Here is a 26,025-nt window from a genome sequence, read left to right on the forward strand (position 1 = left end):
CGTGGGGGTCTGCTCCGTGGGGGCCTGCTCCGTGGGGCCTGCTCCCCAGGGGGAGCCGGTCTCCCCGGCGAGATTTGGACTCCCCCAGCTGCAGTTGTGGGGACGCCGGCGGCGGTCGGGGAGTCCGGCTCCCTATAGGGAGCCGGCGGCGAGCGGAGCGAGCGCAGGCGGGCGCGGGTGCAGGCGCGTGCGAGGAGGGGCGCGGTGGGGCGGGTCAGCGGAGCAGCTGCCAGGCGAAGGCGGCGGCGAGGGCGCCGGCGCCGTTGAGGCACCAGTGCAGGGCGATGGGGGCGATGAGGGAACCGCTGCGGGAGCGGAGCCAGGTGAACACCCAGCCGGCGAAGGCCGTGGCGATCACGGCACCCCCGATGCCGGCGATCTGGGCCAGGGGGCCGGCGCCGAGGATCTTGGTCAGGCCGGCGTTGCCGCTGGTCAGGCCCAGCGATGACGCGATGTGCCAGAGGCCGAACAGCAGCGAACCCGTCACCACGACCCAGCGGAAGTGCATCGCGCGCGCCAGGGTGCCGTGCAGCGCGCCGCGGAAGGCCAACTCCTCGGGGATCACCGTCTGCAGCGGGATGATCACCATCGACGCGATCACCGCGGTGGAGAACGTCGCGTATCGGTCGTTGAGGAACAGGCCACGGGTCACCGGCAGGAGCGCGCCCACGGCGATCACCGTCGCCACGACGAAGACCGCAGCCGCGGCGTACTTCGCGCCGGACCGCCAGTGCTCCCGACCGAGCCCCAACTCGTGCCAGTCCAACCCGCGGTGCCGGGCGATGCCGATCAGCAGGACCGCGGACACGGGGACGGCGAGCAGCGCGGCCCAGCTCCCGGTGAAATGCGCGATCAGATTGGTCAGCACCAGCACCGCCACGACCACGCCGACGTCGACGACCGCGCGAGCTCCGGACACCACCGAACGGAGGGTGGAGTGGTCGGGAACGCTCGCCTGTGCTGCAGTCACCCGCTCCATGGTCCAGACGCGCGGCGGTTCGCGCAATGAGTGTGACCCTGGCTAAGGTGTGTGCCCGTGACCAGAGACCGCTCCACGCCGGCCTCCGGCAGTCGGAGTGGCCTCCTCGAGCGCATCGCGCTTCCCGCCTTCGTCGTCGCCGTCGGCGCGCGCATCGTGTGGATCCTCGCGGGGAAGCACAACTTCAACTTCGTCGACCTGCGCGTGTACTACGAGGCCGCGCGCCGGGTCTCCGAGGGAGGCCTCTACGACTTCGCGCTGTCGGATTACACCCCGCAGCAGCCGCTGCCGTTCACCTACCCGCCGTTCGCGGGGCTGTTCTTCTACCCGCTGCGCTTCCTGCCGTTCCCGGTGGTCGCGGTCGGCTGGGTGGCACTCACCGCCGGGCTGCTGTTCCTGGTGATCCGTATGTGCCTGGCGATCCTGGCTGCGGGGCGCGGCGCACCGTCGCGCCTGGGCGACGTGCCGCGCGAGCTGCCCCTGCTGTGGACCGCGGCCGCGCTGTGGATCGACCCCGTCCGCACCAACCTGGACTACGGCCAGATCAACGTGGTGCTCATGACGCTCGGCGTATGGGCCGCCTACCTCGTGGCGCGGACCGCGCCCGGTCCGGCGCTCGCCCCGCGCCCGGCGAAGGTCGACGGTGCCTCCGGCCTGCTGATCGGCGTCGCGGCCGGGATCAAGCTCACACCCGCGGTCGGCGGGCTGTTCCTGCTCGCCCGCGGCCGGGTGTGGGCCGCGGCGTGTTCGGCGGTGACGTTCGGCGCGACGGTGGGGATCAGCTACCTCCTCCTGCCCGCGGAGACCCGCCGCTACTTCACCGTGCTACTCGGCGACACGGGCCCGATCGGCGACCCGGCGAAACCGGACAACCAGGCCATGCGGGGCGCGATGTCGCGGTTCGTGGGCTACGACGTGGGGACCGGGGCCGTCTGGGTGGTCGCGGTGGCGATCGCGGCGGCGCTGCTGTTCGCCGCGTGGTGGGTGGTGCGGCGTGGCGACGCGCTCATCGCGCTGGTCCTCGTACAGTACCTGGGCCTGATGGCGTCGCCGATCTCGTGGATCCACCACTTCGTGTGGATCGTCCCGCTGCTGATCTGGCTCGTGCACGGGCCGCTCGGCCGCGCCGGCGCCGACGGGTTCCGGGCGCCCGGTGCCGCGTACACCCGTTGGGCGACGGTGCTGGCCGGCGCGATCGCGGTGCTCGGCTACATCGGCGTGCACATCATGCTCAAGACGCTCGGCGCGCTCGGGCTCCACGACGGCGTGCTCTGGGCGGTGCTGATGGCCCACGGCGTGTTCGCCGCGGGTGGCCTCGTGGTGCTGATCCTCGCGCAGCGGCGCGCGCTGCGGGCCGTAGTCTGAGCGGGTGAACCACCTCGGACGGATCGGCATCGCGATCCTGGCTGCGGCCACCCTGGCGACGTCCGCGTGCGCGACGAGCACGGCACCGTCGGGGGAGAGCGGAGCACCGTCGGCGACCGGGACCGTGACGCTGGTGACGCACTCCAGCTTCCACCTGCCGGCCGACGTGCTGGCCGACTTCACGACGCAGACGGGCCTGCAGATCAAGACCGTCGAGCTGGGCGACGGCGGCGAGCTCGCCACCAAGCTGTCGCTGACGCCGGGCAACCCGCCCGGCGACGTGGCGTTCGGCGTGGACAACACCTACGCGGCGCGTCCGGTGCGCGCCGGTGTGTTCGACGAGTACGTCTCGCCGGCCGCCGCGAACGGTGCCGACGCGTACGCCCTCGCGGGCATGCCGCAGCTCACCGCGATCGACTTCGGCGACGTCTGCGTCAACATCGACACCCGCTACTTCCGCGACAAGAACCTGCCCGAGCCGGTTACCTACCAGGACCTCGCGAAGCCCGAGTACCGCGGCCTGACGGTCGTGCAGAATCCCGAGACCGCGTCGCCCGGCATGGCGTTCCTGGCCGGCACCGTCGCGACGCTCGGCGACGGCTGGCAGGACTACTGGCGCTCGCTACGCGCCAACGACGTCGCGGTCGCGCCGAACTGGTCGACGGCCTACTCCACCGACTTCTCCGGCTCCGCGGGGAAGGGCCCGAAGCCGATCGTGGTGTCCTACGCGAGCTCGCCGGCCGCCGAGGTGGGCGAGGACGGCGCCGCCCCGCCGACCAAGGCGCTGCTCGACACCTGCTTCCGGCAGGTCGAGTACGCCGGCGTGCTGCGCGGCACCAAGAACCCCGACGGTGCGCGCAAGCTCATCGACTTCCTCCTCTCGCCGGCGGCGCAGGCCACCATCCCGGACGAGATGTACGTCTACCCCGTCACACGCGGCGTGGCGCTGCCCGAGGCGTGGGCGAAGTACGCGCCCGTCCCGTCGAAGGCCGCGACCCTGCCCGCCGAGCGGCTGGCCGACGAGCGCGACGGCTGGGTGCGCCAGTGGCGCCAGCTGATGGGCCGGTGATCCCGGTCCCGTGATGCCCACGTCGCGCGGGCGGCTCGCGCTGTTGGCCGCACCGTTGCTGTTCGTCGCGGTGTTCTTCCTGTGGCCCGTCGCCGCGATCATCGCGCGTGGCCTGGCGTCCGGCGGGGTCGGGCTCTGGGAGGGCTTCACCGGCGCGGGGGCCTCGGCCTGGTCTGGTTCACGGTGTGGCAGGCCGCCGCGTCGACGCTGCTCACGGTGGTCCTGGGGCTGCCGCTGGCGTGGCTGACCGCGCGGGCGCGGTTCCGCGGCCAGTGGGTGCTGCGGGTGCTCGCGACGGTGCCGTTCGTGCTCCCGACGGTGGTGGTCGGCGTCGCGTTCCGCACGCTGTTCGCGCCGGGCGGCGGCCTCGGCTTCCTCGGGCTCTCGGAGACGGTCTGGGCGGTGCTGATCGCGCACGCCTACTTCAACGTGTCCGTGGTCGCGCGGATCGTCGGCGGCGTCTGGGCGGGCGTGGACCCGCGGGCCGAGCAGGCCGCCCGCACGCTCGGCGCCGGACCGGCGCGGGCCTTCCTCACCGCGACCGCCCCCGCGCTGCTGCCCGCGATCGCGTCCGCCGCGTCGGTGGTGTTCCTGTTCTGCGCGACCAGCTTCGGCATCGTCCTCGTGGTCGGCGGCAGCCGGCTGCGCACCCTGGAGACCGCGGTGTACCAGGAGGTGGTGGGCGTGTTCGACCTGCGCACCGCGGCGCTGCTCGCGCTCGTGCAGATCGTGGTCGTGGTGCTCGCGGTGTCCGTGAGCGGCGCGCTGCGGGTGCGGGTGTCGCGGCCCTCGTCCGCGGCGGCGACGCAGGCGCGGCGTGCCGGACCCGGAACGCGCATCGCGGTGCTCGCCGGCGTCCCGGTGGCAGTGGTGCTGCTGCTGTTCCCGCTGGGCGCACTCGTGCTGCGCTCGCTGCACCCCGACCCGTCGGGGGCCCTGAGCACGGCCGCGTACCAGCGGCTCACCGCCGATTTCGGCGGCGTCGTGCCGGCGAAGGCGCTCGTGATGTCGCTGGTCACCGCCGCCCAGGCGGGGGCGATCGCGCTCGTCGTCGGGGCGCTGGCCGCGGTCGCCATCGCCCGCTCGCGCGGCGTACTCAGCCGGTTCGCCGACGCCGTCGTCATGCTGCCGCTCGGAGTGAGTGCGGTGACCCTCGGGTTCGGCTACCTGGTGGCCCTGCAGTCGCTGCCGACGATCCGCGAGTCGCCAGCGGTGCTGCCGTTCGTGCAGGCGCTGGTCGCGGTGCCGCTCGTCGTCCGGGTGCTGGTGCCCGCGCTCGCGGCGGTCGACCCCCGGCAGCGGCAGGCCGCCGCGGTCCTCGGCGCGTCGCCCGTGCGCGTGTTCGCCTCGGTGGACCTGCCGGTGATCGGCCGTTCCGTGGCGGTGGCGGCCGGATTTGCGTACGTGGTTACGCTGGGGGAGTTCGGGGCCGCGAGCTTCCTGGTGCGCCCGGTGCAGATGACGCTGCCCGTGCTGATCGGCCGGATCTCCGCGCGCCCGGGGTGGGAGGACGCCGCGCTGGCGGCCGCCTGCTCGGTCCTGCTCATCGCCGCCACCGTGGTGGTGATCGGCGTCGTCGAGGCTCTGCGACGGGACGAACCCGGCCGGGCCGAGTTCTGATGTCGCACGTTCGTGAGTCGGAGTTCTGGAGACGAGGGGTGAATCGGTGCTGACCATCGACCGGGTCACGGTCCGGTACGGCGACCGGGTGGCCGTGCGCGACGCGACGCTCACCGTCGGGACGCCGGACGCGCCCGTGACCGCCCTGCTGGGACCCTCCGGGTGCGGTAAGTCCACGCTCCTGCGTGCGGTCGCGGGGCTCGAGCCCCTGGCCGGCGGGCGGGTGCTGTTCGACGGTGCCGATCTCGCTCGGGTGCCCACGCACCGGCGCGGCTTCGGGATGGTGTTCCAGGACGGTCAGCTGTTCGGTCATCGCGACGTGGCCGGGAACGTCCGCTACGGCCTGCAGCGGCACGGCTGGTCGCGCGCGGACTCCGCCGAGCGGGTGACCGAGCTCCTCGAACTGGTGGGGCTGCCCGGGATGGGGGCGCGTCCCGTCGGCGAGCTGTCCGGCGGCCAGCAGCAGCGGGTGGCCCTCGCGCGGGCACTCGCCCCGCGGCCGCGGATGCTGCTGCTCGACGAGCCGCTGTCGGCGCTGGACCGGCAGCTGCGCGACCGCCTAGTGAGCGATCTGCGGCGGATCTTGCGCGAGACCGCCACGCCCGCGCTGATCGTGACCCACGACCACGGCGAGGCGGTGGAGCTCGCGGACTCGGTGTCGGTGTTGGACGCCGGCGAGATCGTCCAGACCGACCGCCCCGCGCGGCTGTGGCGCCGGCCGCGCACGCCCGACATCGCCCGGTTCCTCGGGTACGCCGTGCTGCTCGACGCGGTCGTGGCGGGTGGACAGGCGGACAGCGCCCTCGGCCCGGTGATGGTGGACTGTCCCGACGGCAGGTTCCAGCTGGGGCTGCGGCCCGGGTCCGTCGTCATCCAGGCGCACGGCGTGCGGGCCCGGGTGGTCTCCTCGGTTCCCGTCATCGACGGGGTGCGGATCACGGTGGCGGTCGACGCGGGGGACGACGAGCTACTCGTGGAGGCGCTGGGGGACACCCCGCCCGCCGACGGCGACACGGTGCGTGTCGCGCTCAACCCGCGGCGCGTGGCCGTGATCGGATGAGCGCGTGAGCTCCGACGTGTTCAGCCCGCGTCAGGCGCGCGCGCTGCTGTCCATCGCCGACACCCTGGTGCCCGGCGGCGACGGTGTCCCCGGTGCCCGCGACATCGACCTCCTCGCCTCCGTCTCCCGGACCGCGCAGCACAAGATGCTGCCGCGCGAGCTGCGCGAACTGAAGGCGTTCCTCGACGTCTGGGACACGCGGGGCTTCGGCGTGGTCAACCGGATCGGGCCGCGGAGGTTCTCCGCGCTGCCGCACGCGCGGCGCGAGGAGGCCCTGCTGCGCTGGGGAACGCACCCGCTCGCGCCGGTCCGCGCCGTCTTCCAGGGGCTGCGATCACTGCTGATCGGCTCCTACTACATCGCTCCGGACGCGATCGCGGCGCGCGCCGCGATCGGGTACCCGGAAGCCCCGGGCCCGCTGCCGGACGCGCCCGAGCCGTCGCTACGGCCCATCACCCTCACAGCTGGCGGTGCGCGCCTGACGGCCGACGTGGTCGTCGTCGGCTCGGGCGCCGGGGGCGGGACGGCCGCCGCGGTTCTCGCCGCCGCGGGACTCGACGTACTCGTCCTCGAGCGCGGCGGTTACCACGACGACCGCGATTTCGGTGCGGGCGAACTGGACTCGCTCACCACCCTGTACGCGGGCGCGCCCGCGGTCTCCGCGGAGGGGCAGTTCTCCTCCTTCATGGCCGGCGGCACGCTGGGCGGCGGGACGGTGGTCAACTGGTCCACCTCGTTCGCCACGCCCGAGCACGTGCGCGCCGAATGGGCCGCGCACGGCGCCCGGCAGTTCGCGGGCGACGAGTTCACCCGGGCACTGGACGCCGTGCAGCAGCGCCTGGGGGTGAACACCGACCACAACGCCGCGTCGTCGCGCGACGCGATCCTCGAGCGCGGCCTCACCGCCCTCGGCCGGCACTGCGACGCCATGCCGCGCAACGTGCTCGGCTGCGACCAGGGCATCGAGTGCGGACGCTGCGGCTACGGTTGCCGCATCGGGGCCAAGCAGTCCACGGCCAAGACCTGGCTGCAGGACGCGCAGGCCGACGGTGCGCGGATCGCCGTCGGCGTGGACGTGCGCCGCGTGATCGTCGAGCGGGGCCGGGCGACGGGCGTCGAGGCCATCGGGCCCGACGGTGCCTCGGTCACCGTCGCGGCGCGGGCGGTGGTCGTCGCCGCCGGGTCGCTGCAGACGCCGCCGCTGTTGCGGCGCTCGGGGCTGCGGAACAAGCGGATCGGCGAGAATCTGCGGCTGCACCCGGTGACCTCGGTGGCGGGCGTTTTCGACGAGGACGTGCGCCCCTGGGAGGGCGGCCTGCAGACCCGGTACTCGACCGAGCACGCCGACCTCGACGGCGACGGCTACGGGGTGATCTACGAGACCGGGCCGGCGAGCCCCGGGGCGATCACGCTGTTCCAGCCGTGGCACTCCGCGGCGCAGCACGCCGCCGACATGCGCGCCCTGCGGCACACGGTGCAGGTGGGAGTTCTGGTGCGGGACAGCGGGAGCGGGCGGGTCACCGTCGGGCGTGACGGCGAGCCCGTCGTGCGGTACCGGCTCAGCGATCACGACGCCGCGCACATGCAGCGCGGCGTGGTCGGCGCGGCGGAGATCCTCGCCGCCGCGGGCGCGTCGTCCGTGCGCAGCTCCCACCAGAACCGGGTCGCCGCCGACCTGCCGGGATCGCTCGACGGGTTCGCCGCGGCCGCGGCACGGGAGGGCTACGCGCCCGCCCGGTGCATGATGATCGCGCTGCACATCATGGGCACCGCCGCGATGGGCGGGAGCCGCGACACCTCCGCGACGGATCCGGACGGGGCGACCTGGGAGGTGCCGAACCTCGTGGTGGCCGACGCCTCGTGCTTCCCGACGCCCAGCGGGGTGAACCCGATGATCTCCATCGAGGCGATCGCGTACATGAACGCGTCACGGCTGGCCGCGCACCTGGCCTGAGATCAGCCCTTCCCGGGCAGGTACCAGTCGGGGAGCGGATCTGCGGTCAGCTGCGTGGTATCGCCCGGACGGGTGAGCGTGAACACCGCGCGCTGGATCCGCGGGATCCGGTTCATGTCGTCGGCGATCGCGGCCAGGCGGGCCGCTACCCGCGACTCCGGCAGGTCGCCCTCGAGGTCGACCGCGGCCACCAGGAACAGGCGGTCCGCGCCGACCCATTCCATGTGCAGGAAGCTCACCTGGCGGATGTCCGGATGTGCGAGCAGCGCCTCGAGCATGCGGTTGCGTGCGAGCGGAGTCGCCTCCTCGCCGGTGAGGAAGTCCATGTTGCGGCGGATCAGGAAGACCGCCACGAACCCCAGGAGGACGCCGACCGCGATGGAGCCGACCGCGTCCCACACCGGATTCCCAGTGGCCTGGTGCAGGCCCATTGCGGCCGCTGCGATGACGATGCCGATCAGGGCGCTGAGGTCCTCCGCGAACACGGACCGCAGCACCGGGTTCGACGTGATCCGCACGTACCGCAGCGGGTGCAGCATGCGCTCGCGCGCGCCGGCCCGGGTTTGGCGCAGCGCCTGCAGGAACGACGTGCCCTCCAGTACGAACGCGATGGCCAGCACCGCATAGCCCCAGCCGTAGTCCCCGGCCTCCTCGGGCGCGCCGAGCGCCGAGATCCCGTGCCACACCGACACCGCCGCGCCCACGCTGAACAGGCCGAACGCCGCGAACATCGACCAGACGTAGCCCGATCGCCCGTACCCGAACGGGTGGGTCGCGTCGGCGGGCGTGCCCGCGCGCTTCGCGCCGATCAGCAGGAACACCTCGTTGCCGGTGTCCGCCCACGAATGAGCGGCCTCGGCCACCATCGCGGCCGAGCCGGTCACGATCGCAGCCACCGTCTTGGCCACCGCGATCAACACGTTCGCGCCGAACGCGACCAGCACGGTCAGCAGGCTCTCGGACTGCGAGTCATCGGATTCGCCCATGTCGTTCGATGTTAGGGCCTCCCGGTCCGCGGCACGGGGCATGATGGTCCGCATGGGCATTTTCGATCCGTACGCCGCGAGCCCGCAGCGGTACGCGTCCGTTCCGTACCGGGGAGTGGGGATCGGGGCTGAAGCTCCCCGCGGTCTCGCTCGGCCTGTGGCACAACTTCGGCGACGACAAGCCGCTGCAGACGCAGCGTGACATCCTGCGCCGCGCCTTCGATCTGGGTGTCACCCATTTCGACCTCGCCAACAACTACGGGCCGCCGCCCGGGAGTGCCGAGCGGAACTTCGGCACGCTGTTCGCGGAGGACTTCCGGCCGTATCGCGACGAGCTGATCATCTCCACCAAGGCGGGGTGGGAGATGCGTCCCGGCCCCTACGGTTTCGGCGGGTCCCGCAAGTACCTGCTGTCCTCGCTCGACGCGTCGCTGGCCCGCATGGGGCTCGACCACGTGGACGTCTTCTACAGCCACCGGCCCGATCCGCAGACGCCGCTCGAGGAGACGATGGGCGCGCTGCACCAGGCAGTGGTCTCGGGAAAGGCGTTGTACGTGGGCATCTCGTCCTACAGTGCCGCGCTCACCGCGCGGGCGCAGGAGATCATGCGCGGACTCGGCACGCCGCTGCTGATCCACCAGCCGTCCTATTCGATGCTCAACCGGTGGATCGAGCGCGGTGAGCCCTCGCTGCTGGACACAGCGGCTGCCGACGGAATGGGCGTGATCGCCTTCTCGCCGCTCGCGCAGGGCCTGCTCACGGACCGCTATCTCGACGGGGTGCCCGCGGACTCCCGCGCCGCGGCCGGCAAGAGCCTCTCCGGCGGCATGCTCTCGGAGGAGAACCTCGCGCGCGTGCGCGGGCTGGCCGGCATCGCCGCCGGCCGCGGCCAGACGCTCGCGCAACTGGCGATCGCGTGGGTGCTCCGGTCGCCCGCGGTCACGTCCGCGTTGATCGGCGCGTCCAGCGTCGCGCAGCTCGAAGACAGCGTGGGGGCCGTCGCGAATCTCGAGTTCTCCGCCGATGAACTGGCCGCCATCGACGAGTTCGCCGTGGACGGCGACGTGAACATCTGGCGGGGTGCGACGGAATCCACGGCATGACGGCGGGCTCCGGAGCAGGAGACGGGCGCACCGTCGGGCGGGTCTACGCCGGGGCCGACGCACCGACCCGGCAGGCGGAACGACTGGCCAAGCTGGAGGCAGCTGGGCTGCAGCTGTTCGCGACCGTCGGCTATCAGGAGACCACCGTCGCGGCGGTGTGCGAGCTGGCGAAGGTGTCGCGGCGGCACTTCTACGAGCAGTTCGCCGACCGTGAGGCGCTGCTGCGGCACCTCTATACACAGGCGCAGGACCGGGGGCGGGCGGCGGTCGCCGACGCGCTGGCCGGCGGCGCGCGCGGCACGGGGCCCGAGGCCGTGCGCGCCCTCGTGTCCGCAGGGGTGGCCGCGTACATCGGGACGGTGCTCGCCGATCCGCGCACGCTGCGCGTGGCGTTCGTGGAGGTCGTCGGCGTGAGCGCGGACCTCGAACGGTTCCGGCTCGCGAACCGGGCCGAGTGGGCCGCGCTGGTGCGGGCCGCGGCGGAGGACGCGGGCGCGCGGGCCACGGCGCCGTGGGTCTACGCCGCGTTCATCCCCTCGGTGAACGAGTTCCTCATGGCCTGGTGGCAGAACGCGCCGGACCGCTCCGATCCGGCCGAGCTGGTGGCCGTGCTGACCTCGGTACTGGCGGACCTGCTGGTGGCGGCCCCGCCGGACGGGAACTGACCTGATTCCGCACTAGCGTGGTGTCATGCCCACCACCGCCGTTCCCGTCCTGCCCTGCGTCGATCCCGAGGCCGTTCGCGACTTCTACACCGCGCTCGGCTTCGAGTGCACCGGCTATCAGGTGCGCCCGTACCTCTACCTCGCGTTCACGCGCGACGGAGCCGACGTCCACTTCGGGCGCTTCGCCCGCGACGCGGACGACACCGGGATCTGCTTGCTGCTCGTCGACGACGTGGCCGCTGAGCACGCGGCGTTCAAGGCTGCGATCAAGGGTCTGCTGGGCAGGGTGCCCGCCTCTGGGAGCCGCGGCTCACCCGGTTCCGCCCCGGTGCATCCAGGTTCACGCTCGTTGATCCGTCGGGAAATCAGCTCCTGATCATTCAGAAGGACGAGGAGGAGTTCGAGTACGGCGGTGGGAAGGAACTTTCGGGGCTCGCGAAGGCCCTGGACAACGCCCGCATCCTCAGCGGCTTCAAGAATGACGACAAGGCTGCATACCGAGCCCTGACGTCGGCGCTGCGTCGACCGAAGGAGGGGGACACGAACATCGAACGCGCGCACGCCCTGGCCTTCCTCCTGGAACTCGCGACACCGGCGGGACGTCAAGAGGACGTGCCGGGTCTCGTAGAGGAACTGCGCGCTCTGCCGGTGACGCCGGAGGAACTCGACAGGGCACTCGCGGGTGCTGCCGATCCGGTCGCACTCCGCGCCCTGCTCGGTGATGACGGCCGGCGAGGATCCGACTGTTGAAGTCCGGCGGCGAATATCCGCTTCCTCTGCGGACGGAACGTCCAGCGACTTTACTTGAGGCGCCGACCAACCATCCGGAGGAACCATGACCGTTGCACCATGGCCAGCGCAGTCCGGGACCGGCCGACGACATCACGTCGTCATCGTCGGATCCGGGTTCGGAGGGCTGACCGCCGCCCAGTCGCTCAAGGACGCCGACGTCGATGTCACCCTGATCGCGAAGACCACGAGCCATCTGTTCCAGCCGCTCCTGTACCAGGTGGCCACCGGTATCCTGTCCGAGGGCGAGATCGCTCCGACCACGCGGCTCGTGCTGCGGGACCAGGACAACGTCCGGGTGGTGCTCGGCGAGGTCGAGGACGTGAACCTCGAGGCGAAGACGGTGACGTCGAGGTTGATGACGATGGAGACGGTGACGCCGTTCGACAGCGTGATCGTGGCGGCGGGGGCGCAGCAGTCGTACTTCGGCAACGACCACTTCGCGATGTTCGCGCCCGGCATGAAGACCATCGACGACGCGCTCGAGCTGCGGGGGCGGATCCTGGGCGCGTTCGAGGCCGCGGAGGTGTCGACCGACGAGGCCGAGCGCCACCGACGGCTCACGTTCGTGGTCGTCGGCGCCGGACCGACCGGCGTCGAGCTGGCCGGGCAGATCGCCGAACTGGCGCAGCGCACGCTGGTGGGCGCGTTCCGCACGATCAACCCGTCGGACTGCCGGGTGATCCTGCTGGACGCGGCGCCCGCGGTGCTCCCGCCCATGGGCCCCAAGCTGGGGAAGAAGGTGCAGACCAGCCTCGAGGAGCTCGGGGTGGAGGTCCAGCTGAACGCCATGGTGTCGGAGGTCGACTATCAGGGGATCACCGTCAGGGAGAAGGACGGCACCGAGCGGCGGATCGAGTGCGCGTGCAAGGTGTGGTCCGCCGGCGTACAGGGCAACCCGCTGGGGAAGTTGATCGCGGACCAGGTGGACGGCGTCGAGGTCGACCGCGCGGGCCGCGTCGTCGTCGAGCCCGACCTGACGGTCAAGGGGCACCCGTACGTCTTCGTCATCGGCGACCTGATGTTCGTCGAGGGCGTTCCCGGCATGGCGCAGGGGGCGATCCAGGGTGCCAAGTACGCGACGAAACTCATCAAGGCGTCGGTCGAGGGGCGCGACGCCCCGGCGAACCGGAAGCCGTTCAAGTACTTCGACAAGGGCAGCATGGCGACGGTGTCGCGGTTCGACGCCGTGGTCAAGGTCGGGAAGATCGAGTTCGGCGGTTTCCTTGCCTGGCTGATGTGGCTCGCGCTGCACCTGGTGTATCTGGTCGGCTTCAAGAACCGGTTCTCCACGCTGCTGACCTGGCTCGTCACGTTCTCGAGTCGCGGCCGCGGCCAGATGGCCATCACCAGCCAGATGGTCTACGCGCGGTTGGCGATGCACCAGCTCCGGACGGCGCAGGGGGAACTGGCCGCGGTCGAGGAGGCGGAAGAAGCGGAGCGGGCCGAGGACTCGGCGTAGTCGAGCCGGCGGTGCGCGCGGGCGGCGCACCGTCGGCCCCGTGTCACGCGACGCGCGTGCGTTCCGGGTTGGCGCGCACCGCCTTCAGCGACTTCTGGAGCTCCTTCTTGGTCGCGCCGTGGGCGGCGAGCCGGTTGAGCTTGTGAATCACCACGGGGCACTTCATGCACCGCGTCTTCTTGCGGCAGCACTTCTTCTTGGGCTTGCTGCCCACGAGTTTGTGCGCCTTGGTCTTACTCATGTTTCAAAGGTTAGCGCAACCTAATGAGAAGTTGTCAATCGTCACACCCCGCTGCTTCGATTCGGGCCCGAACGGTGGTTCCCCTTAAACTGGCATCGACCAGGCGTGTCCGTACGCCCCCTTCTTCGTGTCCGCGTGATGGATTCACGCGTGCGCGGACGCCAACCGCAGGAGAACCCTTGTGAGCCAGCCCAGCTTCCGCAACGTCGCCATCGTCGCGCACGTCGACCACGGGAAGACCACCCTCGTCGACGCCATGCTGCGGCAGTCCGGCGCGTTCGGCGAGCGCGCCGAGCTGGTGGACCGCGTGATGGACTCCGGGGACCTGGAGAAGGAGAAGGGCATCACCATCCTGGCGAAGAACACGGCCGTGCACCGTGTGAACGCCGACGGCACCACCACCGTGATCAACGTGATCGACACGCCCGGCCACGCCGACTTCGGCGGCGAGGTCGAGCGCGGTCTGTCCATGGTCGACGGCGTCGTCCTGCTCGTCGACGCCTCCGAGGGCCCGCTCCCGCAGACCCGCTTCGTGCTGCGCAAGGCGCTCGCCGCGTCGCTGCCCGTCATCCTGGTCGTGAACAAGACCGACCGCCCCGACGCCCGCATCGAGGAGGTCGTCACCGAGGCTCAGGACCTGCTGCTGGACCTCGCGTCGGACCTGTCCGACGAGGCCGCCGAGGCCGCCGAGCTCGCGCTCGAGCTGCCGGTCGTGTACGCCTCGGGCCGCGAGGGCAAGGCGTCGACCACCGCGCCCGCCGACGGCACCGTTCCGGACGCCGAGAACCTCGACGAGCTGTTCCAGATCCTGCACGACCACATCCCCGCGCCCAAGGGCGACGCCGAGGCGCCGCTGCAGGCCCACGTCACCAACCTCGACGCCTCGGCCTTCCTCGGCCGCCTCGCCCTGGTCCGCATCCACAACGGCACTCTGCGCAAGGGCCAGACCGTGGCGTGGATGCGCGAGGTCGACGGCGAGCCCGTCATCACCAACGCCAAGGTCACCGAGCTGCTCGCCACCGACGGCGTCGAGCGCAAGCCCGCCGAGGAGGCCGTCGCCGGCGACATCGTGGCCGTCGCGGGATTCCCGGAGATCATGATCGGCGACACCCTGGCCGACCTCGAGAACCCCGTCGCGCTGCCGCGGATCACCGTCGACCAGCCCGCCATCTCGGTGACCATCGGCACCAACACGTCGCCGCTGGTGGGTAAGGTCTCGGGCCACAAGCTGACCGCGCGCATGGTGAAGTCGCGCCTCGACTCCGAGCTGATCGGCAACGTCTCGCTCAAGGTCATGGACATCGGCAAGCCCGACCAGTGGGAGGTGCAGGGCCGCGGCGAGCTGGCGCTGGCCATCCTCGTCGAGCAGATGCGCCGTGAGGGGTTCGAGCTGACCGTCGGCAAGCCACAGGTCGTCACCCGCAAGGTCGACGGCAAGGTCCACGAGCCGTTCGAGCACCTGACCATCGACGTGCCCGAGGAGTACCTCGGCTCGGTCACCCAGCTGCTCGCGAACCGCCGCGGCCGCATGGAGACCATGGCCAATCAGGGCACCGGCTGGGTCCGCATGGAGTTCATCGTCCCGTCGCGCGGCCTCATCGGTTTCCGCACCGACTTCCTCACCGAGACCCGCGGCACCGGCATCGCCAACGCCGTCTTCCACGAGTACGCGCCGTGGGCGGGCGAGATCCGCGCCCGCCACACCGGCTCGCTGGTCTCCGACCGGCAGGGCAGCGTGACCCCGTTCGCCATGATCCAGCTGGCCGACCGCGGCACCTTCTTCGTCGAGCCCGGCGCCGACACCTACGAGGGCATGGTCGTGGGCATCAACCCGCGCGCCGAGGACCTCGACATCAACGTCACCAAGGAGAAGAAGCTGACCAACATGCGTCAGTCCTCCGCCGACGTGATGGAGACCCTCGCCAAGCCCATCAAGCTGGAGCTCGAGGCGGCGATGGAGTTCTGCGCCGCCGACGAGTGCGTCGAGGTCACCCCCGAGGTGGTCCGGGTGCGTAAGGTGCACCTGAACGCCACCGAGCGGGCCCGCGAGCGTTCGCGCGCCAAGTCGCGGGACCAGGCCGCAGGCTGACCCGCACCGGGGTGGCGGGGACGCGTCCCGACGGTGCCCGTCGGGACCGGGAACGACGGGACGGCAACGGGAAGGGAGCGGCGGTGCGGCGACGGTCGAAAGGCCTGACGGTGGCGTCGGTCCTGCTCGCGGCCACCCTCACCGGCTGCGTCGCCGACCCGCCCCCGGCGGTGCCGGGGTCCGAGACGTCGGCGCCGCCGCAGGCGCCCACGACCACCGGCGCGACCGTGCAGGTGGCGATCGACTCCCTGGGGGCGGGATTCAATCCGCACCTGGCGTCGAACTCCTCGTCCGCGGCGCGGGCGCTCGCGGCGATGACCCTGCCGAGCGCGTTCCGAGAGGTCCGGGGCCCGACGGTCGCGTCGAACTGGTGCAGAACACCGACCTGGTGCCAACGGTCGAGCGGCCCGCCCCACTCCAGATCGTGTACACCATCCGGCAGGACGCGCAGTGGTCCGACGGCGCGCCCATCGCCGCCGAGGACTTCGTGTACCTCTGGCAGTCGATGATCACCGCCCCCGACACCGTGGGCTCCGCGCCGTACCGGCAGATCGAGTCGGTGTCGTCGGGCGCCGGCGGCAAGCAGGTGATCGTCCAGCTCAAGGCCCCGCTGCCCGGGTGGCGCACGCTGTTCCAGAATCTGCTGCCCAGCCATCTCGTCAAGGGCTCACCCGGCGGGTTCAACGGCGCGATGCGCGAGAAGATCCCCGCGTCCGGCGCCGGCTACCTGGTCAAGAAGGTCGACGTGGCGCGCGACGAGGTGACTCTCGAGCGCAACGACCGGTACTGGATGAAGCCCGCCCTGGTCGACCGGATCGTGCTCCGCCGTGGCGGCAGCGACGCGCAGCTCGCGAACTCGGTGCGCACCGGCGACGTGCAGGTGGTCGCCGTGCACGGCGGACCGTCGCTGCTCGCCCAACTGACGTCGATCTACCAGGTCCGCGCCATCGAGCAGGTCGATCCGCGGGTGTTGTCGCTGACGCTCAACACGCGGTCGAAGTTCCTCGCGGACGTCGCCGTGCGCCGTGCGCTGCTCGACGCGATCAACGTGGATCTGCTCACCACCGTCGGCTCCGGCGGCGACTCGGTGCGGCCCGCCCGCGCGCAGGTGCTGGCACCGTCGGACCCCGGGTACGCGCCGACGATGCCCGCCCGGCCCGCGCCGGCCGAGGCGAAGGTCAAATTGGAGCGGGCCCTGGCCGGGGCGGGTTACTCGCTGCAGGACGCGCCCATCCCGCCCAGTCAGAGCGTCCCGCCCACGCCGCCGCCCAGCGCCCCGACGACGACTTCCGCGCCGTCGAGCAGCGACCCGTCGGCGCTGCCGGTGCCGCCGTCGCCGTCGCCGGGGAGAACGTCCAGCAGTACGTCCGTGACGGCGTACCGATGTTCCTGCGGATCGGTGTGCCGCAGGGCAATACGGCCGCCTTCGCGGTGGCGAGCAACGCGACCGACCAGTTGCGGGCCATGGGCGTGTTCGCGTCCGTGGTGGCGCTCGAGCCGCAGGTGCTCGCCGGGACGGCCCTGCTCGACGGTGCCGTCGACGCGGTCGTGGGCTGGTCGGGGACCGGCCCCAGCCCGGTCGAGCGGTTCGCCGGACGGGTCGAGTGCCCGCCGCTGCCGTCCGAGTCGTCGGCCACCCCGACGCCGACACCGTCGGCCGTCCCTGACCTGCAGAACGATCCGGCTGCGACCACCGTCGGCGGGAACCTGGCCGGCCTGTGCGACGAGGAGTTGCAGGCGCTGGCCTTCGACGGCCTGCAGGGCGGCGCGGTCGACCTCGCGGAGATCGACGCGGAACTGTGGGAGCGCGCGACCGTGCTGCCGATCCTGCAGGACGTCACGCTGACGGCCGTCGCCCCGACGGTGCAGGGCGTCGCGCTCGAGGGCCCGCCGCGCGACGGCGTCTTCAGCGGCGTCGAAGGGTGGACGCGGAAGTGACCGCGGCGCGCAGGCTGCTGCTGGTGCACGCGCACCCCGACGACGAGACGATCACCACCGGGGGCACGATCGCGCGGTACCTCGCCGAGGGCGCCGACGTGACGGTGGTGACGTGCACGCTGGGCGAGGAGGGCGAGGTGATGGAGCCGCGGTTCGCCGAGCTCACCTCCGAGAACGCGGATCAGCTGGGCGGCTACCGGATCGGCGAGCTCACGGCCGCTCTGGCGGCGCTCAGCGCCCCGGGCGGCCCGGTGCTCGAGCCGCTGTTCCTCGGCGGCGCGGGCCGGTGGCGCGACTCCGGCATGGCGGGCACGCCGGCGGCCGAGCATCCGCGGGCCTTCGCCTCGACCCCGCCCGAGTGGGGCGAGGGCGGCCCCCTCGCGGCGCTGACGGGGGTCATCCGCGCGAAGCGGCCCCAGGTGGTGATCACGTACGACGAGGTGGGCGGATACGGCCACCCCGACCACATCGCCGCGCACCGTCTGACCACCGCGGCAGTCGCCGCCGCGGCGAACCCGGGCGGGCCGGGGAGCCGTGGGACGTGGCGAAGCTGTACTGGACGGTGTCGGGGCGCGGCCAGGTGGACGCCGGCCTCGCCGCGCTCGACGGTGCCGCACTGCCGCCCGGATGGCGGGTCGCGGCCCCCGACGAGTTGCCCGCGCACGCCGACGCGGAGATCACGACGCTGATCGACGTGGCGCAGGTCGCGGACCGCAAGCTCGCGGCCCTGCGGGCGCACGAGACCCAGCTCGCCGTGGCCGGTTCCGGCGCGGCGTTCGCCCTCACCAACCGGATCGCGCAGCCGGTGCTGGGCGAGGAGGCGTACATCCTGGCCCGCGGCACCGTCGGCCCGGGAACGGACGGGTACGAACGCGACCTGTTCGCGGGGGTCGCGTAGATGGGCACGCTGGACCGGGTCCTGCTGGGCGTCGCGGTGTTCGGCGGCGCCGTGTGCGCCGTGGGTGCCACGATGTACCTGCACCTGTACATCGGCGCCGTGCCCGTCCCGGTCTCCGCGGTCCTGTTCGGCGGGCTGCTCGCGTGGATCTCGGTGGCGGCGCGCCGGCTCGGCGGAGAGCTGTTCCACGCCGCGCTCCCGGTGATCGCATTCCTGGTGGTGATCGTCGCATTCCTGCTGGGTGGGCCCGGGAACAGCGTGATGTACACGGACTGGCGGCTGCCGCTGTTGCTGGTTTGCGGAATCGGGATGCCGGTCGCCGCGGGATACCTGGCATCATCGGAGAAGTGACGGACGCTGCTGAGCCGACTCCCGCGCTTCTGCCGATGCCCTCGGTGCCGAAGCGAACGGCGGAGCCGTATCGACCCACCCCCTCGGCGATGCGCCGTGCTCTGCGCCGAGCGCGCGACGGTGCCGTGCTCAACGTGGACGAGGCGCAGGTGCTGCTCGCCGCGCGGGGCGACGACCTGACCGACCTCGCCGCGTCCGCGGCGCGGGTGCGCGACGCGGGCCTGCTCGAGGCCGGGCTGACGGGGCCCGACGGTACGCCGCAGGTCACGTACTCGAAGAAGGTCTTCATCCCGATCACCCGGCTGTGCCGCGACCGCTGCCACTACTGCACCTTCGTGACGGTCCCCGGCAAGCTGGCCGCCGAGGGACACGGCGCCTACATGGAGCCCGACGAGATCCTCGAGGTGGCGCGCCGCGGCGCGGAGCTCGGCTGCCACGAAGCCCTGTTCACCCTGGGCGACCGGCCGGAGGACCGCTGGGAGGCGGCCCGCACCTGGCTCGACGAGCGCGGCTACGACTCCACCCTGGACTACGTGCGCGCCATGGCGATCCGTGTGCTCGAGGAGACGGGCCTGCTCCCGCACCTCAACCCGGGCGTCATGAGCTGGGAGGAGCTCTCGCGGCTCAAGCCCGTCGCGCCGTCGATGGGGATGATGCTCGAAACCACCTCCGAGCGCCTGTTCGCCGAGAAGGGCCAGCCGCACTACGGCTCGCCCGACAAGGACCCGGTGGTGCGCCTGCGCACGCTCACCGACGCGGGGCGGCTCTCCGTGCCGTTCACGACGGGGCTGCTCATCGGCATCGGCGAGGACGAGCGCGAGCGCGCCGAGTCGATCATGGCGATCCGAAAGGTGCACAAGGCCTTCGGCCATGTGCAGGAGGTGATCATCCAGAACTTCCGCGCCAAGCCCGACACCGCCATGCGTGCGGTCGAGGACGCGGACCTCGAGGTGTACCGCGCGGCGATCGCGGTGACGCGGCTGGTGCTGGGGCCCGCGATGCGGGTGCAGGCCCCGCCGAACCTGGTGTCCGCGGACGAGTGCCGGCTGCTGCTGGAGGCCGGCGTCGACGACTGGGGCGGTGTCTCGCCGGTGACTCCGGACCACGTCAACCCGGAGCGCCCGTGGCCGGACCTGGACGCGCTCGCCCGGATCACCGCGGACGCGGGATTCGAACTGCGGCAACGGCTCACGGCGCAGCCGAAGTACGTGCGCGCGGGTAACCCGTGGATCGACCCGCGGGTCGCGCCGCACGTCGCTGCCCTCGCCGATCCGGAGACCGGACTCGCGGACCCGGCAGCGATGCCCGTCGGGCTGCCCTGGCAGGAGCCCGACGAGGAGTGGGCGTCCTCGGGGCGCACCGACCTCAACACCGCCATCGACGTCGACGGCCGCAACACCGACACCCGCTCGGACCTCGGCTCCGCCTTCGGCGACTGGGAATCGGTGCGGGAGCAGGTGCTCTCGCTCTCGGCACCGGAGAAGGTGGAGTCCGACGTGCTCTCGGCCCTGCGCGCCGCCGAGAGGAACCCCGGCGGGCTGTCCGACGACCAGTACCGGGCGCTCGCGTACGCGGACGGCGCCGGCCTGGAGGCCCTGGTGGCACTGGCGGATCAGCTCCGTAAGGACACCGTCGGCGATGTGGTGACCTACGTCGTCAACCGGAACATCAACTTCACCAACATCTGCTACACCGGATGCCGGTTCTGCGCCTTCGCGCAACGCAAGGGCGACGCCGACGCGTTCACGCTGTCGATGACGGAGGTCGCCGACCGCGCGGAGGAGGCATGGCGGGTGGGCGCCACCGAGGTGTGCATGCAGGGCGGCATCGACCCCGACCTGCCCGCCACCGGCTACGCCGACCTGGTGCGCGCGGTGAAGGACCGCGTGCCCGGCATGCACGTGCACGCCTTCAGCCCGATGGAGATCGTCAACGGCGCCGCCCACTCGGGGGAGTCCGTGCGCGACTGGCTGATCGGCCTGCGTGAGGCCGGGCTCGACACGATCCCCGGCACCGCGGCCGAGATCCTCGACGACGAGGTCCGGTGGGTGCTCACGAAGGGCAAGCTGCCCACGTCGGCGTGGATCGACGTGGTCACCACCGCCCACGAGGTGGGCATCCGGTCGAGTTCGACGATGATGTACGGGCACGTCGACAACCCCTCGCACTGGGTCACGCACCTGAACGTGCTGCGCGACATCCAGGATCGCACGGGCGGATTCACCGAGTTCGTGCCCCTGCCCTTCGTGCACCAGAGCGCCCCGCTGTACCTCGCGGGCGCGGCCCGGCCCGGGCCGACCAAGCGCGACAACCGAGCCGTGCACGCGCTGGCGCGGGTCATGCTGCACGGTCGTATCGACCACGTCCAGACGTCCTGGGTGAAACTGGGGACGGCCGGCACGCAGGCCATGTTGCAGGGCGGCGCGAACGACCTGGGTGGCACCCTGATGGAGGAGACGATCTCGCGGATGGCGGGATCGGCGCACGGATCGGAGAAGACGGTGGCGGAACTGCATGCGATAGCCAACGGCATCGGGCGCCCGGCGCGCGAGCGCACCACGACGCACGCCCAGCGGGAGCCGCGTGAACGCGCTGGAGCCGCGCGGCGGCGCGGTCACGGGCACGGTGACGGACCTGGAGCTGGCGCGGACCGTCGGCGTTTTCGTGACGGTAGTGCGCCCGGCCGTGGCCGGCGCGCGGATCGTCTCCACGCTGGCCGGGCTCACCCCGATCCCGCTGGTCAACGGCTACCTCAAGCGCGATGCCGACGGTCGTGCGCGGTGGTGGGTCATCCCCGTCGGCGCGATCTCGACGGTGGCAGTGGCCTGGCCCGGCGCACTCGGCGTCGTCGCGCGGCTGCTGCCCGTGCAGACGTACCTGGGCTTCGCCAATCAGACCCTCGTGGTGGTCGGCGTGGCGGGGGAGCACGGCGTGGATCAGGTGCCGGAGCAGATCGACCTGGTCGCGCGAGTGCTCTCGCGGCGCCAGATCGATTCCCGCGCGCTGCTGGGCGAGCGCCCCGGTTTCCAGGATCTGGTGCCCGTGCGCGAGACGAGCGCGAAACTCCGCGGCGGCGTCTTCTCGGCGTTCGGCGCGGTCCGCGACGTGCTGCACACCGTGAAGTCCGCGCGGTCGGCGCTGGAATCGCGCCCGCGCCCGGGCGGAGTGTTCGACACGCTCGGCAAGCTGCCCGCCGTCGGCGCCGTGGCCGGCTACGTGGGCGAGTTCGCCACGCTGCGGGTCGTCGAGGCCCGCGCGGCCGACGGTGCCAAGATCCTCGGCCTGGAGGCGGTGTTCGCCGGGAAGGTCGCACCGTCGGGCATCGAGGCGGACCCCGAGCCCGAGGCGTAGCCCCGATTCCTTTCGGTCCGCGGGCGCTAGTATCGGCACATGACCGCAGCTCGGAGAGGCGACTTGATGTCGCTGGACGACTGGCGTGCCTTGGGGGAGGACACGTCGGGGCGGTCCGAGCTGCAGGAGGGGGTCCTGATGATGCCTCCGAGTCCGCGTTCGTGGCATCAAGACGCGATGCTCGCGATGGGTGCACAACTGCGCTCGCCGCGGGCATCCCGCACTACTGGATCGTCGACCTCGATGCCGGACCGTCGCTGCTCACGCTCACCCTGGTCGACGGGGCGTACGTCGGCGAGGTCGTGACCGGACTCGTCACGACGACGGTGCCGTTCGAGCTGCGGATCGACCTCACGGCCCTCGCCTGAGGCGCTGTCGGGCTAGGAGATGAGCCCCACGACGGTGGCGGAGATGAACGAGACCAGCGTCGCGCCGTAGAGCAGCTTGAGGCCGAACTTGGCGATCTGGTCGCCCTGCACGGGCGCCAGCGACTTGGCTGCGCCGGCGATGATGCCGATGGAGCTGAAGTTGGCGAAGGACACGAGGAAGGTCTGGATGATCGCCTCGGCGCGGTGCGAGAGCTGCAGCGGCCCGCCGGGGTTCTGCTCGGTGAAGGAGAGCATCGCGACGAACTCGTTGGTGACCAACTTGGTTGCCATGAGGCTTCCGACGGTCTGGCACTCGTTCCAGGGCACACCCGTGAGCCAGGCCAGCGGCGCGAACACGTAGCCCAGCACGTCCTGGAAGGTGGTGCCGCCGAACAGGCCCGAGAAGATGCCGTTGATCAGCGCCATGATCGCCACGAAGCCGATCAGCATGGCGGCGACCGTGAGCGCGACCCTGGCGCCGTCGAGGATGTACTCGCCGAGCATCTCGAAGAACGACTGCTTCTTCTGCGGCGGCGGTGCGAAGACGTCGTCCTCGGGCGCCACCTCGTAGGGGTTGAGCAGCGACACCACGATGAAGGCGCCGAACAGGTTCAGCACGATCGCCGCCACCACGTAGCGCGGCTCGATCATCACCATGTACGAGCCGACGATCGACATCGACACCGTCGACATCGCGGACGCGGACAGCGTGTAGACGCGGTGCTCGGGCAGCGTGGGCAGGATCTTCTTGATCGCGATGAAGTTCTCGGACTGGCCGATGATCGCGGAGCTGACGGAGTTGAACGACTCCAGCTTCGGCATGCCGGTGATCGTGGACAGGGCGAGGCCCAGGTAGCGGATGATCAGCGGCAGTACCTTGGCGAACTGCAGGATGCCGATGAGAGCCGAGATCAGGATGATCGGCGTCAGCACGTTCAGGAAGAACGGCGTGCCGCTGGTGGCATCGGCCTTGTAGTCGACGAGCCCGCCGAACACGAACGCGGTGCCCTCGTGGGCGTAGCTCAACAGGTGCTCGAAGCCCGTCGACAGGCCGTCGATGACGTACTTGCCCACAGGGGTTTTGAGCATCACCAGGCCCAGGGCGAACTGGATCGCGAGCATGCCCAGGATGTAGGGCGCCTTCTTCTTGAGCATGGCGACGTTTCGCGTAGGCAGGTACGCGAGCAGCAGGAACACGAGCAATCCGAACACACCGACGATTACGTGCACTGGTGAATGAAATCACATGATCGCAGGTTAGGCGACACTTCTTTGTGACACGTTCCAGCAGCACGGAATACTGTAGGCAGGCAACAGCGTCCGAAGGAGTGGTCAGGTGACGTACACCATCGCAGAACCCTGCGTGGATGTCATGGATAAGGCATGCATCGAGGAATGCCCCGTCGACTGTATCTACGAGGGCAACCGATCGCTGTACATCCAGCCTGACGAGTGCGTGGACTGCGGCGCCTGCGAGCCGGTGTGCCCCGTCGAGGCCATCTTCTACGAGGACGACGTCCCCGACGAGTGGGCCGAGTACGTGTCCGCGAACATCGACTTCTTCAAGGAGATCGGCTCGCCCGGCGGCGCCGCCAAGCAGGGCAAGATCGATTACGATCACCCGTTCATCGCGGCCCTGCCGCCCATGAACACCGAGGACTAGCGTGGCTCGCGAGCCGCTCGCGGCGCGCCTGCCGGACTTCCCCTGGGACACGCTGGCAGCGGCGAAGGCGCGCGCTGCCGCGCATCCCGGTGGCATCGTCGACCTCTCCGTCGGCACCCCCGTCGACCCGGTCGCCGAGCCCATCCGGCGGGCGCTGTTCGACGGTTCCGCCTTCCCCGGTTATCCCGCGACGATCGGCACCGTCGAGCTCCGTGAGGCCGCCGCGGCCGCGCTGAGCCGGCGGTACAGCACCGTCGGGCTGCCCGAGAACGCGATCCTGCCCGTGATCGGGACCAAGGAGGCCATCGCGCAGCTGCCGTCCATGCTGGGCATCGGCGCGGGCGACACGGTGGTGATCCCCGAGGTCGCGTACCCGACGTACGAGGTGGGCGCGCTGCTGGCCGGGGCGCGGCCGGTGCGGGCCGACGGTACCGCCCAGCTCGGCCCCGAGCGCCCGGCGCTGCTGTTCGTGAACTCCCCGTCCAACCCGACCGGCAAGGTCCTGGGCGTCGACCACCTGCGCAAGGTGGTGCAGTGGGCGCGCCAGCGGGACACGATCGTGGCGTCCGACGAGTGCTACCTGGGCTTGGCCTGGGAGGCGGAGCCGGTCTCGATCCTCGACCCGCGGGTGTGCGACGGCGATACCACCGGGCTGATCGCCATCCACTCGCTGTCGAAGACGTCGAACCTGGCCTCGTATCGAGCCGGATTCCTGGCGGGCGATCCGGCGCTCATCGCCGACCTCGCCGCGGTGCGCAAGCACGCCGGCGCCATCGTGCCGTTCCCGGTGCAGGCGGCCATGACCTACGCGCTGTCGGTCGACGAGCACGAGGCGGAGCAGCGCGCCCGCTACGCCGCCCGCCGCGCGGTGCTGGTGGACGCGGTCCGCGGCGCGGGCTTCACCGTGGACCATTCGGAGGCGGGGCTGTACTTGTGGTCGACGCGGGGCGAGCCGTGCCGTGGCACCGTCGACTGGCTCGCCGAGCGCGGCATCCTGGCCGCGCCCGGCGAGTTCTACGGCCCGCAGGGCGCGCAGCACGTGCGCATCGCGATGACCGCGACGGACGAGCGGATCGCCGCCGCGGCCGAGCGCCTGGCCCGGTGACGATCTCCGGCGTCTCGGCCGCGTGGCGGCCCGAGCTCGCCGGATTGTTGCTCGACGGTGCGCGGTCCGGCTCCGTCGCCTTCACCGAGGTCGTGGCGGAGAACGTGGATCCCGCCGACCCACCCGCGGAGCTCGCGGAACTGGCGCGCCTGGGCGTCACGGTGGTGCCGCACGGCGTGACGCTGGGCATCGCGGGCGCCGACTTCCCCGACACGGGGCGGCTGCAGCGGCTCGCGGACCTCGCGCTCGCGCTCGACGCGCCGCTGGTCAGCGAGCACATCGCGTTCGTGCGGGCGGGCACCGTCGGGTTGGACGACGATCCGGCCGCGTCCGGGCCCCACGACGACGTCCTCGAGGCCGGCCACCTGATGCCCGCCCCGAGGACCGCAGAGGCGCTCGACGTCCTCGTCGAGAACGTGCGCGCCGCGCAGGCAGCGCTACCGGTGCCGCTCGCGCTGGAGAACATCGCGGCCCTGTTCGCGTGGCCCGAGGACGCCTACGACGAGCCCGCCTACCTGCGGGAACTGGTCGACCGGACCGGGGTGCGCCTGGTACTCGACCTGGCGAACGTCTACGCCTCGTGCACCGCGCGCGGCGCCGACGCCGCCGACGAGTTGCGGCGCTACCCGCTGGAGGCCGTCGCGTACGTGCACATCGCGGGCGGCCGCTTCGACCGTGGCCTCTACCTCGATACCCACGCCGACCCGATATGTCCGGAAGTTCTGGATCTGCTCGCGGTCTGGCGGGATTCACAGCGTTCTCTTGGGGGCGTCTCCCCAGGTGGCGGCGCATTGCCCGGAGTGTTGCTGGAACGTGACGAGTCCGTGATCGAATCCGCCGTCCGGCACGAGATGCTGGGCCTACGAGAGATTCTCGGGATCGACTGAACGACGAGGAGGTGCGGGATGGAGATCGCAGTGGCAGTATTCGTGATTTTCGCCGTGATCGCCGTGTGCGTGTCCATCGCGG

Annotated in this window: 20 protein-coding genes and 3 pseudogenes; 19 read left to right on the plus strand and 4 right to left on the minus strand. The window is 71.5% G+C overall.

Annotation, left to right across the window (positions count from 1 at the left end; genetic code table 11):
• Positions 1-214 precede the first annotated feature (214 nt).
• Positions 215-979, minus strand: a complete 765-nt coding sequence (locus MTP03_RS05575) for a CPBP family intramembrane glutamic endopeptidase (protein ID WP_248491069.1) — start codon at positions 977-979, stop codon at positions 215-217.
• Positions 980-1,036: 57 nt separating this feature from the next.
• Between MTP03_RS05575 and MTP03_RS05580 the strand changes: the two genes are divergently transcribed.
• Genes MTP03_RS05580 through MTP03_RS05605 form a run of 6 tightly spaced genes read left to right on the plus strand, consistent with a single transcriptional unit; the run spans position 1,037 to position 8,047 of the window.
• Positions 1,037-2,344, plus strand: coding sequence for a glycosyltransferase 87 family protein (locus MTP03_RS05580; protein WP_248491070.1), 1,308 nt, complete (start codon positions 1,037-1,039; stop codon positions 2,342-2,344).
• Positions 2,345-2,348: 4 nt separating this feature from the next.
• Positions 2,349-3,413 (plus strand): thiamine ABC transporter substrate binding subunit, encoded by a 1,065-nt coding sequence (locus MTP03_RS05585; protein WP_248491071.1) that lies wholly within the window; start codon positions 2,349-2,351, stop codon positions 3,411-3,413.
• Between the two features lie 13 nt (positions 3,414-3,426).
• Positions 3,427-3,660, plus strand: coding sequence for a hypothetical protein (locus MTP03_RS05590; RefSeq protein WP_248491072.1), 234 nt, complete (start codon positions 3,427-3,429; stop codon positions 3,658-3,660).
• Positions 3,597-5,033: an iron ABC transporter permease gene (locus tag MTP03_RS05595; RefSeq protein ID WP_248491073.1), complete on the plus strand. Its 1,437-nt coding sequence runs from the start codon at positions 3,597-3,599 to the stop codon at positions 5,031-5,033. The genes MTP03_RS05590 and MTP03_RS05595 overlap by 64 nt, the downstream gene beginning before the upstream one ends.
• A 46-nt stretch (positions 5,034-5,079) precedes the next feature.
• Positions 5,080-6,093 carry an ABC transporter ATP-binding protein gene (locus MTP03_RS05600; protein ID WP_248491074.1) on the plus strand — a complete coding sequence of 338 codons (1,014 nt, stop codon included), beginning with the start codon at positions 5,080-5,082 and terminating at the stop codon, positions 6,091-6,093.
• 4 nt (positions 6,094-6,097) lie between these two features.
• Positions 6,098-8,047, plus strand: coding sequence for a GMC family oxidoreductase N-terminal domain-containing protein (locus MTP03_RS05605; protein WP_248491075.1), 1,950 nt, complete (start codon positions 6,098-6,100; stop codon positions 8,045-8,047).
• Positions 8,048-8,049: 2 nt separating this feature from the next.
• On the opposite strand, the gene MTP03_RS05610 is transcribed toward MTP03_RS05605, so the two are convergent.
• Positions 8,050-9,033, minus strand: a complete 984-nt coding sequence (locus MTP03_RS05610) for a cation diffusion facilitator family transporter (protein ID WP_248491076.1) — start codon at positions 9,031-9,033, stop codon at positions 8,050-8,052.
• Between the two features lie 52 nt (positions 9,034-9,085).
• Between MTP03_RS05610 and mgrA the strand changes: the two are divergent.
• The 4 genes and pseudogenes from mgrA (at position 9,086) to MTP03_RS05630 (ending at position 13,052) form a co-directional block, all read left to right on the plus strand.
• A pseudogene (gene mgrA, locus MTP03_RS05615) lies at positions 9,086-10,136 on the plus strand (L-glyceraldehyde 3-phosphate reductase).
• Positions 10,133-10,801: a TetR/AcrR family transcriptional regulator gene (locus MTP03_RS05620; protein WP_248491077.1), complete on the plus strand. Its 669-nt coding sequence runs from the start codon at positions 10,133-10,135 to the stop codon at positions 10,799-10,801. Before mgrA ends, MTP03_RS05620 begins: the two are co-directional and overlap by 4 nt.
• A 25-nt stretch (positions 10,802-10,826) precedes the next feature.
• Positions 10,827-11,177, plus strand: coding sequence for a hypothetical protein (locus tag MTP03_RS05625; RefSeq protein WP_248491078.1), 351 nt, complete (start codon positions 10,827-10,829; stop codon positions 11,175-11,177).
• A gap of 459 nt (positions 11,178-11,636) precedes the next feature.
• Positions 11,637-13,052, plus strand: a complete 1,416-nt coding sequence (locus MTP03_RS05630) for an NAD(P)/FAD-dependent oxidoreductase (protein WP_248491079.1) — start codon at positions 11,637-11,639, stop codon at positions 13,050-13,052.
• Positions 13,053-13,095: 43 nt separating this feature from the next.
• Here MTP03_RS05630 and MTP03_RS05635 read toward each other — a convergent pair whose 3' ends face one another.
• On the minus strand, positions 13,096-13,293 hold the full coding sequence (locus tag MTP03_RS05635) for a hypothetical protein (RefSeq protein WP_248491080.1): 198 nt from the start codon (positions 13,291-13,293) through the stop codon (positions 13,096-13,098).
• Between the two features lie 181 nt (positions 13,294-13,474).
• Between MTP03_RS05635 and typA the strand changes: the two genes are divergently transcribed.
• The 6 genes and pseudogenes from typA to MTP03_RS05660 all read left to right on the plus strand — a co-directional run.
• Positions 13,475-15,382, plus strand: a complete 1,908-nt coding sequence (typA, locus tag MTP03_RS05640; protein WP_248491081.1) for a translational GTPase TypA — start codon at positions 13,475-13,477, stop codon at positions 15,380-15,382.
• Between the two features lie 370 nt (positions 15,383-15,752).
• Entirely contained in the window at positions 15,753-17,228 is a 1,476-nt protein-coding gene (locus MTP03_RS05645) for an ABC transporter family substrate-binding protein (protein WP_248491082.1), read from the plus strand.
• The gene (locus MTP03_RS22600; protein WP_256465224.1) at positions 17,198-17,320 is read left to right on the plus strand and encodes a hypothetical protein; all 123 of its coding nucleotides are present in this window, start codon (positions 17,198-17,200) and stop codon (positions 17,318-17,320) included. Before MTP03_RS05645 ends, MTP03_RS22600 begins: the two co-directional genes overlap by 31 nt.
• Positions 17,317-18,218: pseudogene (gene mshB, locus MTP03_RS05650) on the plus strand (N-acetyl-1-D-myo-inositol-2-amino-2-deoxy-alpha-D-glucopyranoside deacetylase). The gene MTP03_RS22600 and the pseudogene mshB overlap by 4 nt, the downstream one beginning before the upstream one ends.
• Positions 18,219-18,569, plus strand: coding sequence for a hypothetical protein (locus tag MTP03_RS05655; RefSeq protein ID WP_248491083.1), 351 nt, complete (start codon positions 18,219-18,221; stop codon positions 18,567-18,569).
• A 35-nt stretch (positions 18,570-18,604) separates the two neighbouring features.
• A pseudogene (locus MTP03_RS05660) lies at positions 18,605-21,163 on the plus strand (bifunctional FO biosynthesis protein CofGH); the annotation flags it as partial.
• A 1,137-nt stretch (positions 21,164-22,300) separates the two neighbouring features.
• Here the strand turns inward: MTP03_RS05660 and MTP03_RS05665 are convergent.
• Positions 22,301-23,500 carry a NupC/NupG family nucleoside CNT transporter gene (locus tag MTP03_RS05665; protein WP_371820895.1) on the minus strand — a complete coding sequence of 400 codons (1,200 nt, stop codon included), beginning with the start codon at positions 23,498-23,500 and terminating at the stop codon, positions 22,301-22,303.
• Positions 23,501-23,624: 124 nt separating this feature from the next.
• Here MTP03_RS05665 and fdxA point away from each other — a divergent pair, with 124 nt between their 5' ends.
• Genes fdxA through MTP03_RS05680 form a run of 3 tightly spaced genes read left to right on the plus strand, consistent with a single transcriptional unit; the run spans position 23,625 to position 25,943 of the window.
• A complete protein-coding gene (gene fdxA / locus MTP03_RS05670; protein WP_248491085.1) occupies positions 23,625-23,951 on the plus strand; it encodes a ferredoxin in 327 nt (108 codons plus the stop codon).
• Between the two features lies 1 nt (position 23,952).
• Positions 23,953-25,056, plus strand: a complete 1,104-nt coding sequence (gene dapC, locus MTP03_RS05675) for a succinyldiaminopimelate transaminase (protein ID WP_248491086.1) — start codon at positions 23,953-23,955, stop codon at positions 25,054-25,056.
• Complete coding sequence (locus tag MTP03_RS05680) at positions 25,053-25,943, plus strand: DUF692 family multinuclear iron-containing protein (RefSeq protein ID WP_248491087.1); 891 nt, start codon at positions 25,053-25,055, stop codon at positions 25,941-25,943. The genes dapC and MTP03_RS05680 overlap by 4 nt, the downstream gene beginning before the upstream one ends.
• Positions 25,944-26,025 lie beyond the last annotated feature (82 nt).

Origin of the sequence: Tsukamurella sp. PLM1 (genome assembly GCF_023168325.1) — a bacterium.
Taxonomy (GTDB): domain Bacteria; phylum Actinomycetota; class Actinomycetes; order Mycobacteriales; family Mycobacteriaceae; genus Tsukamurella.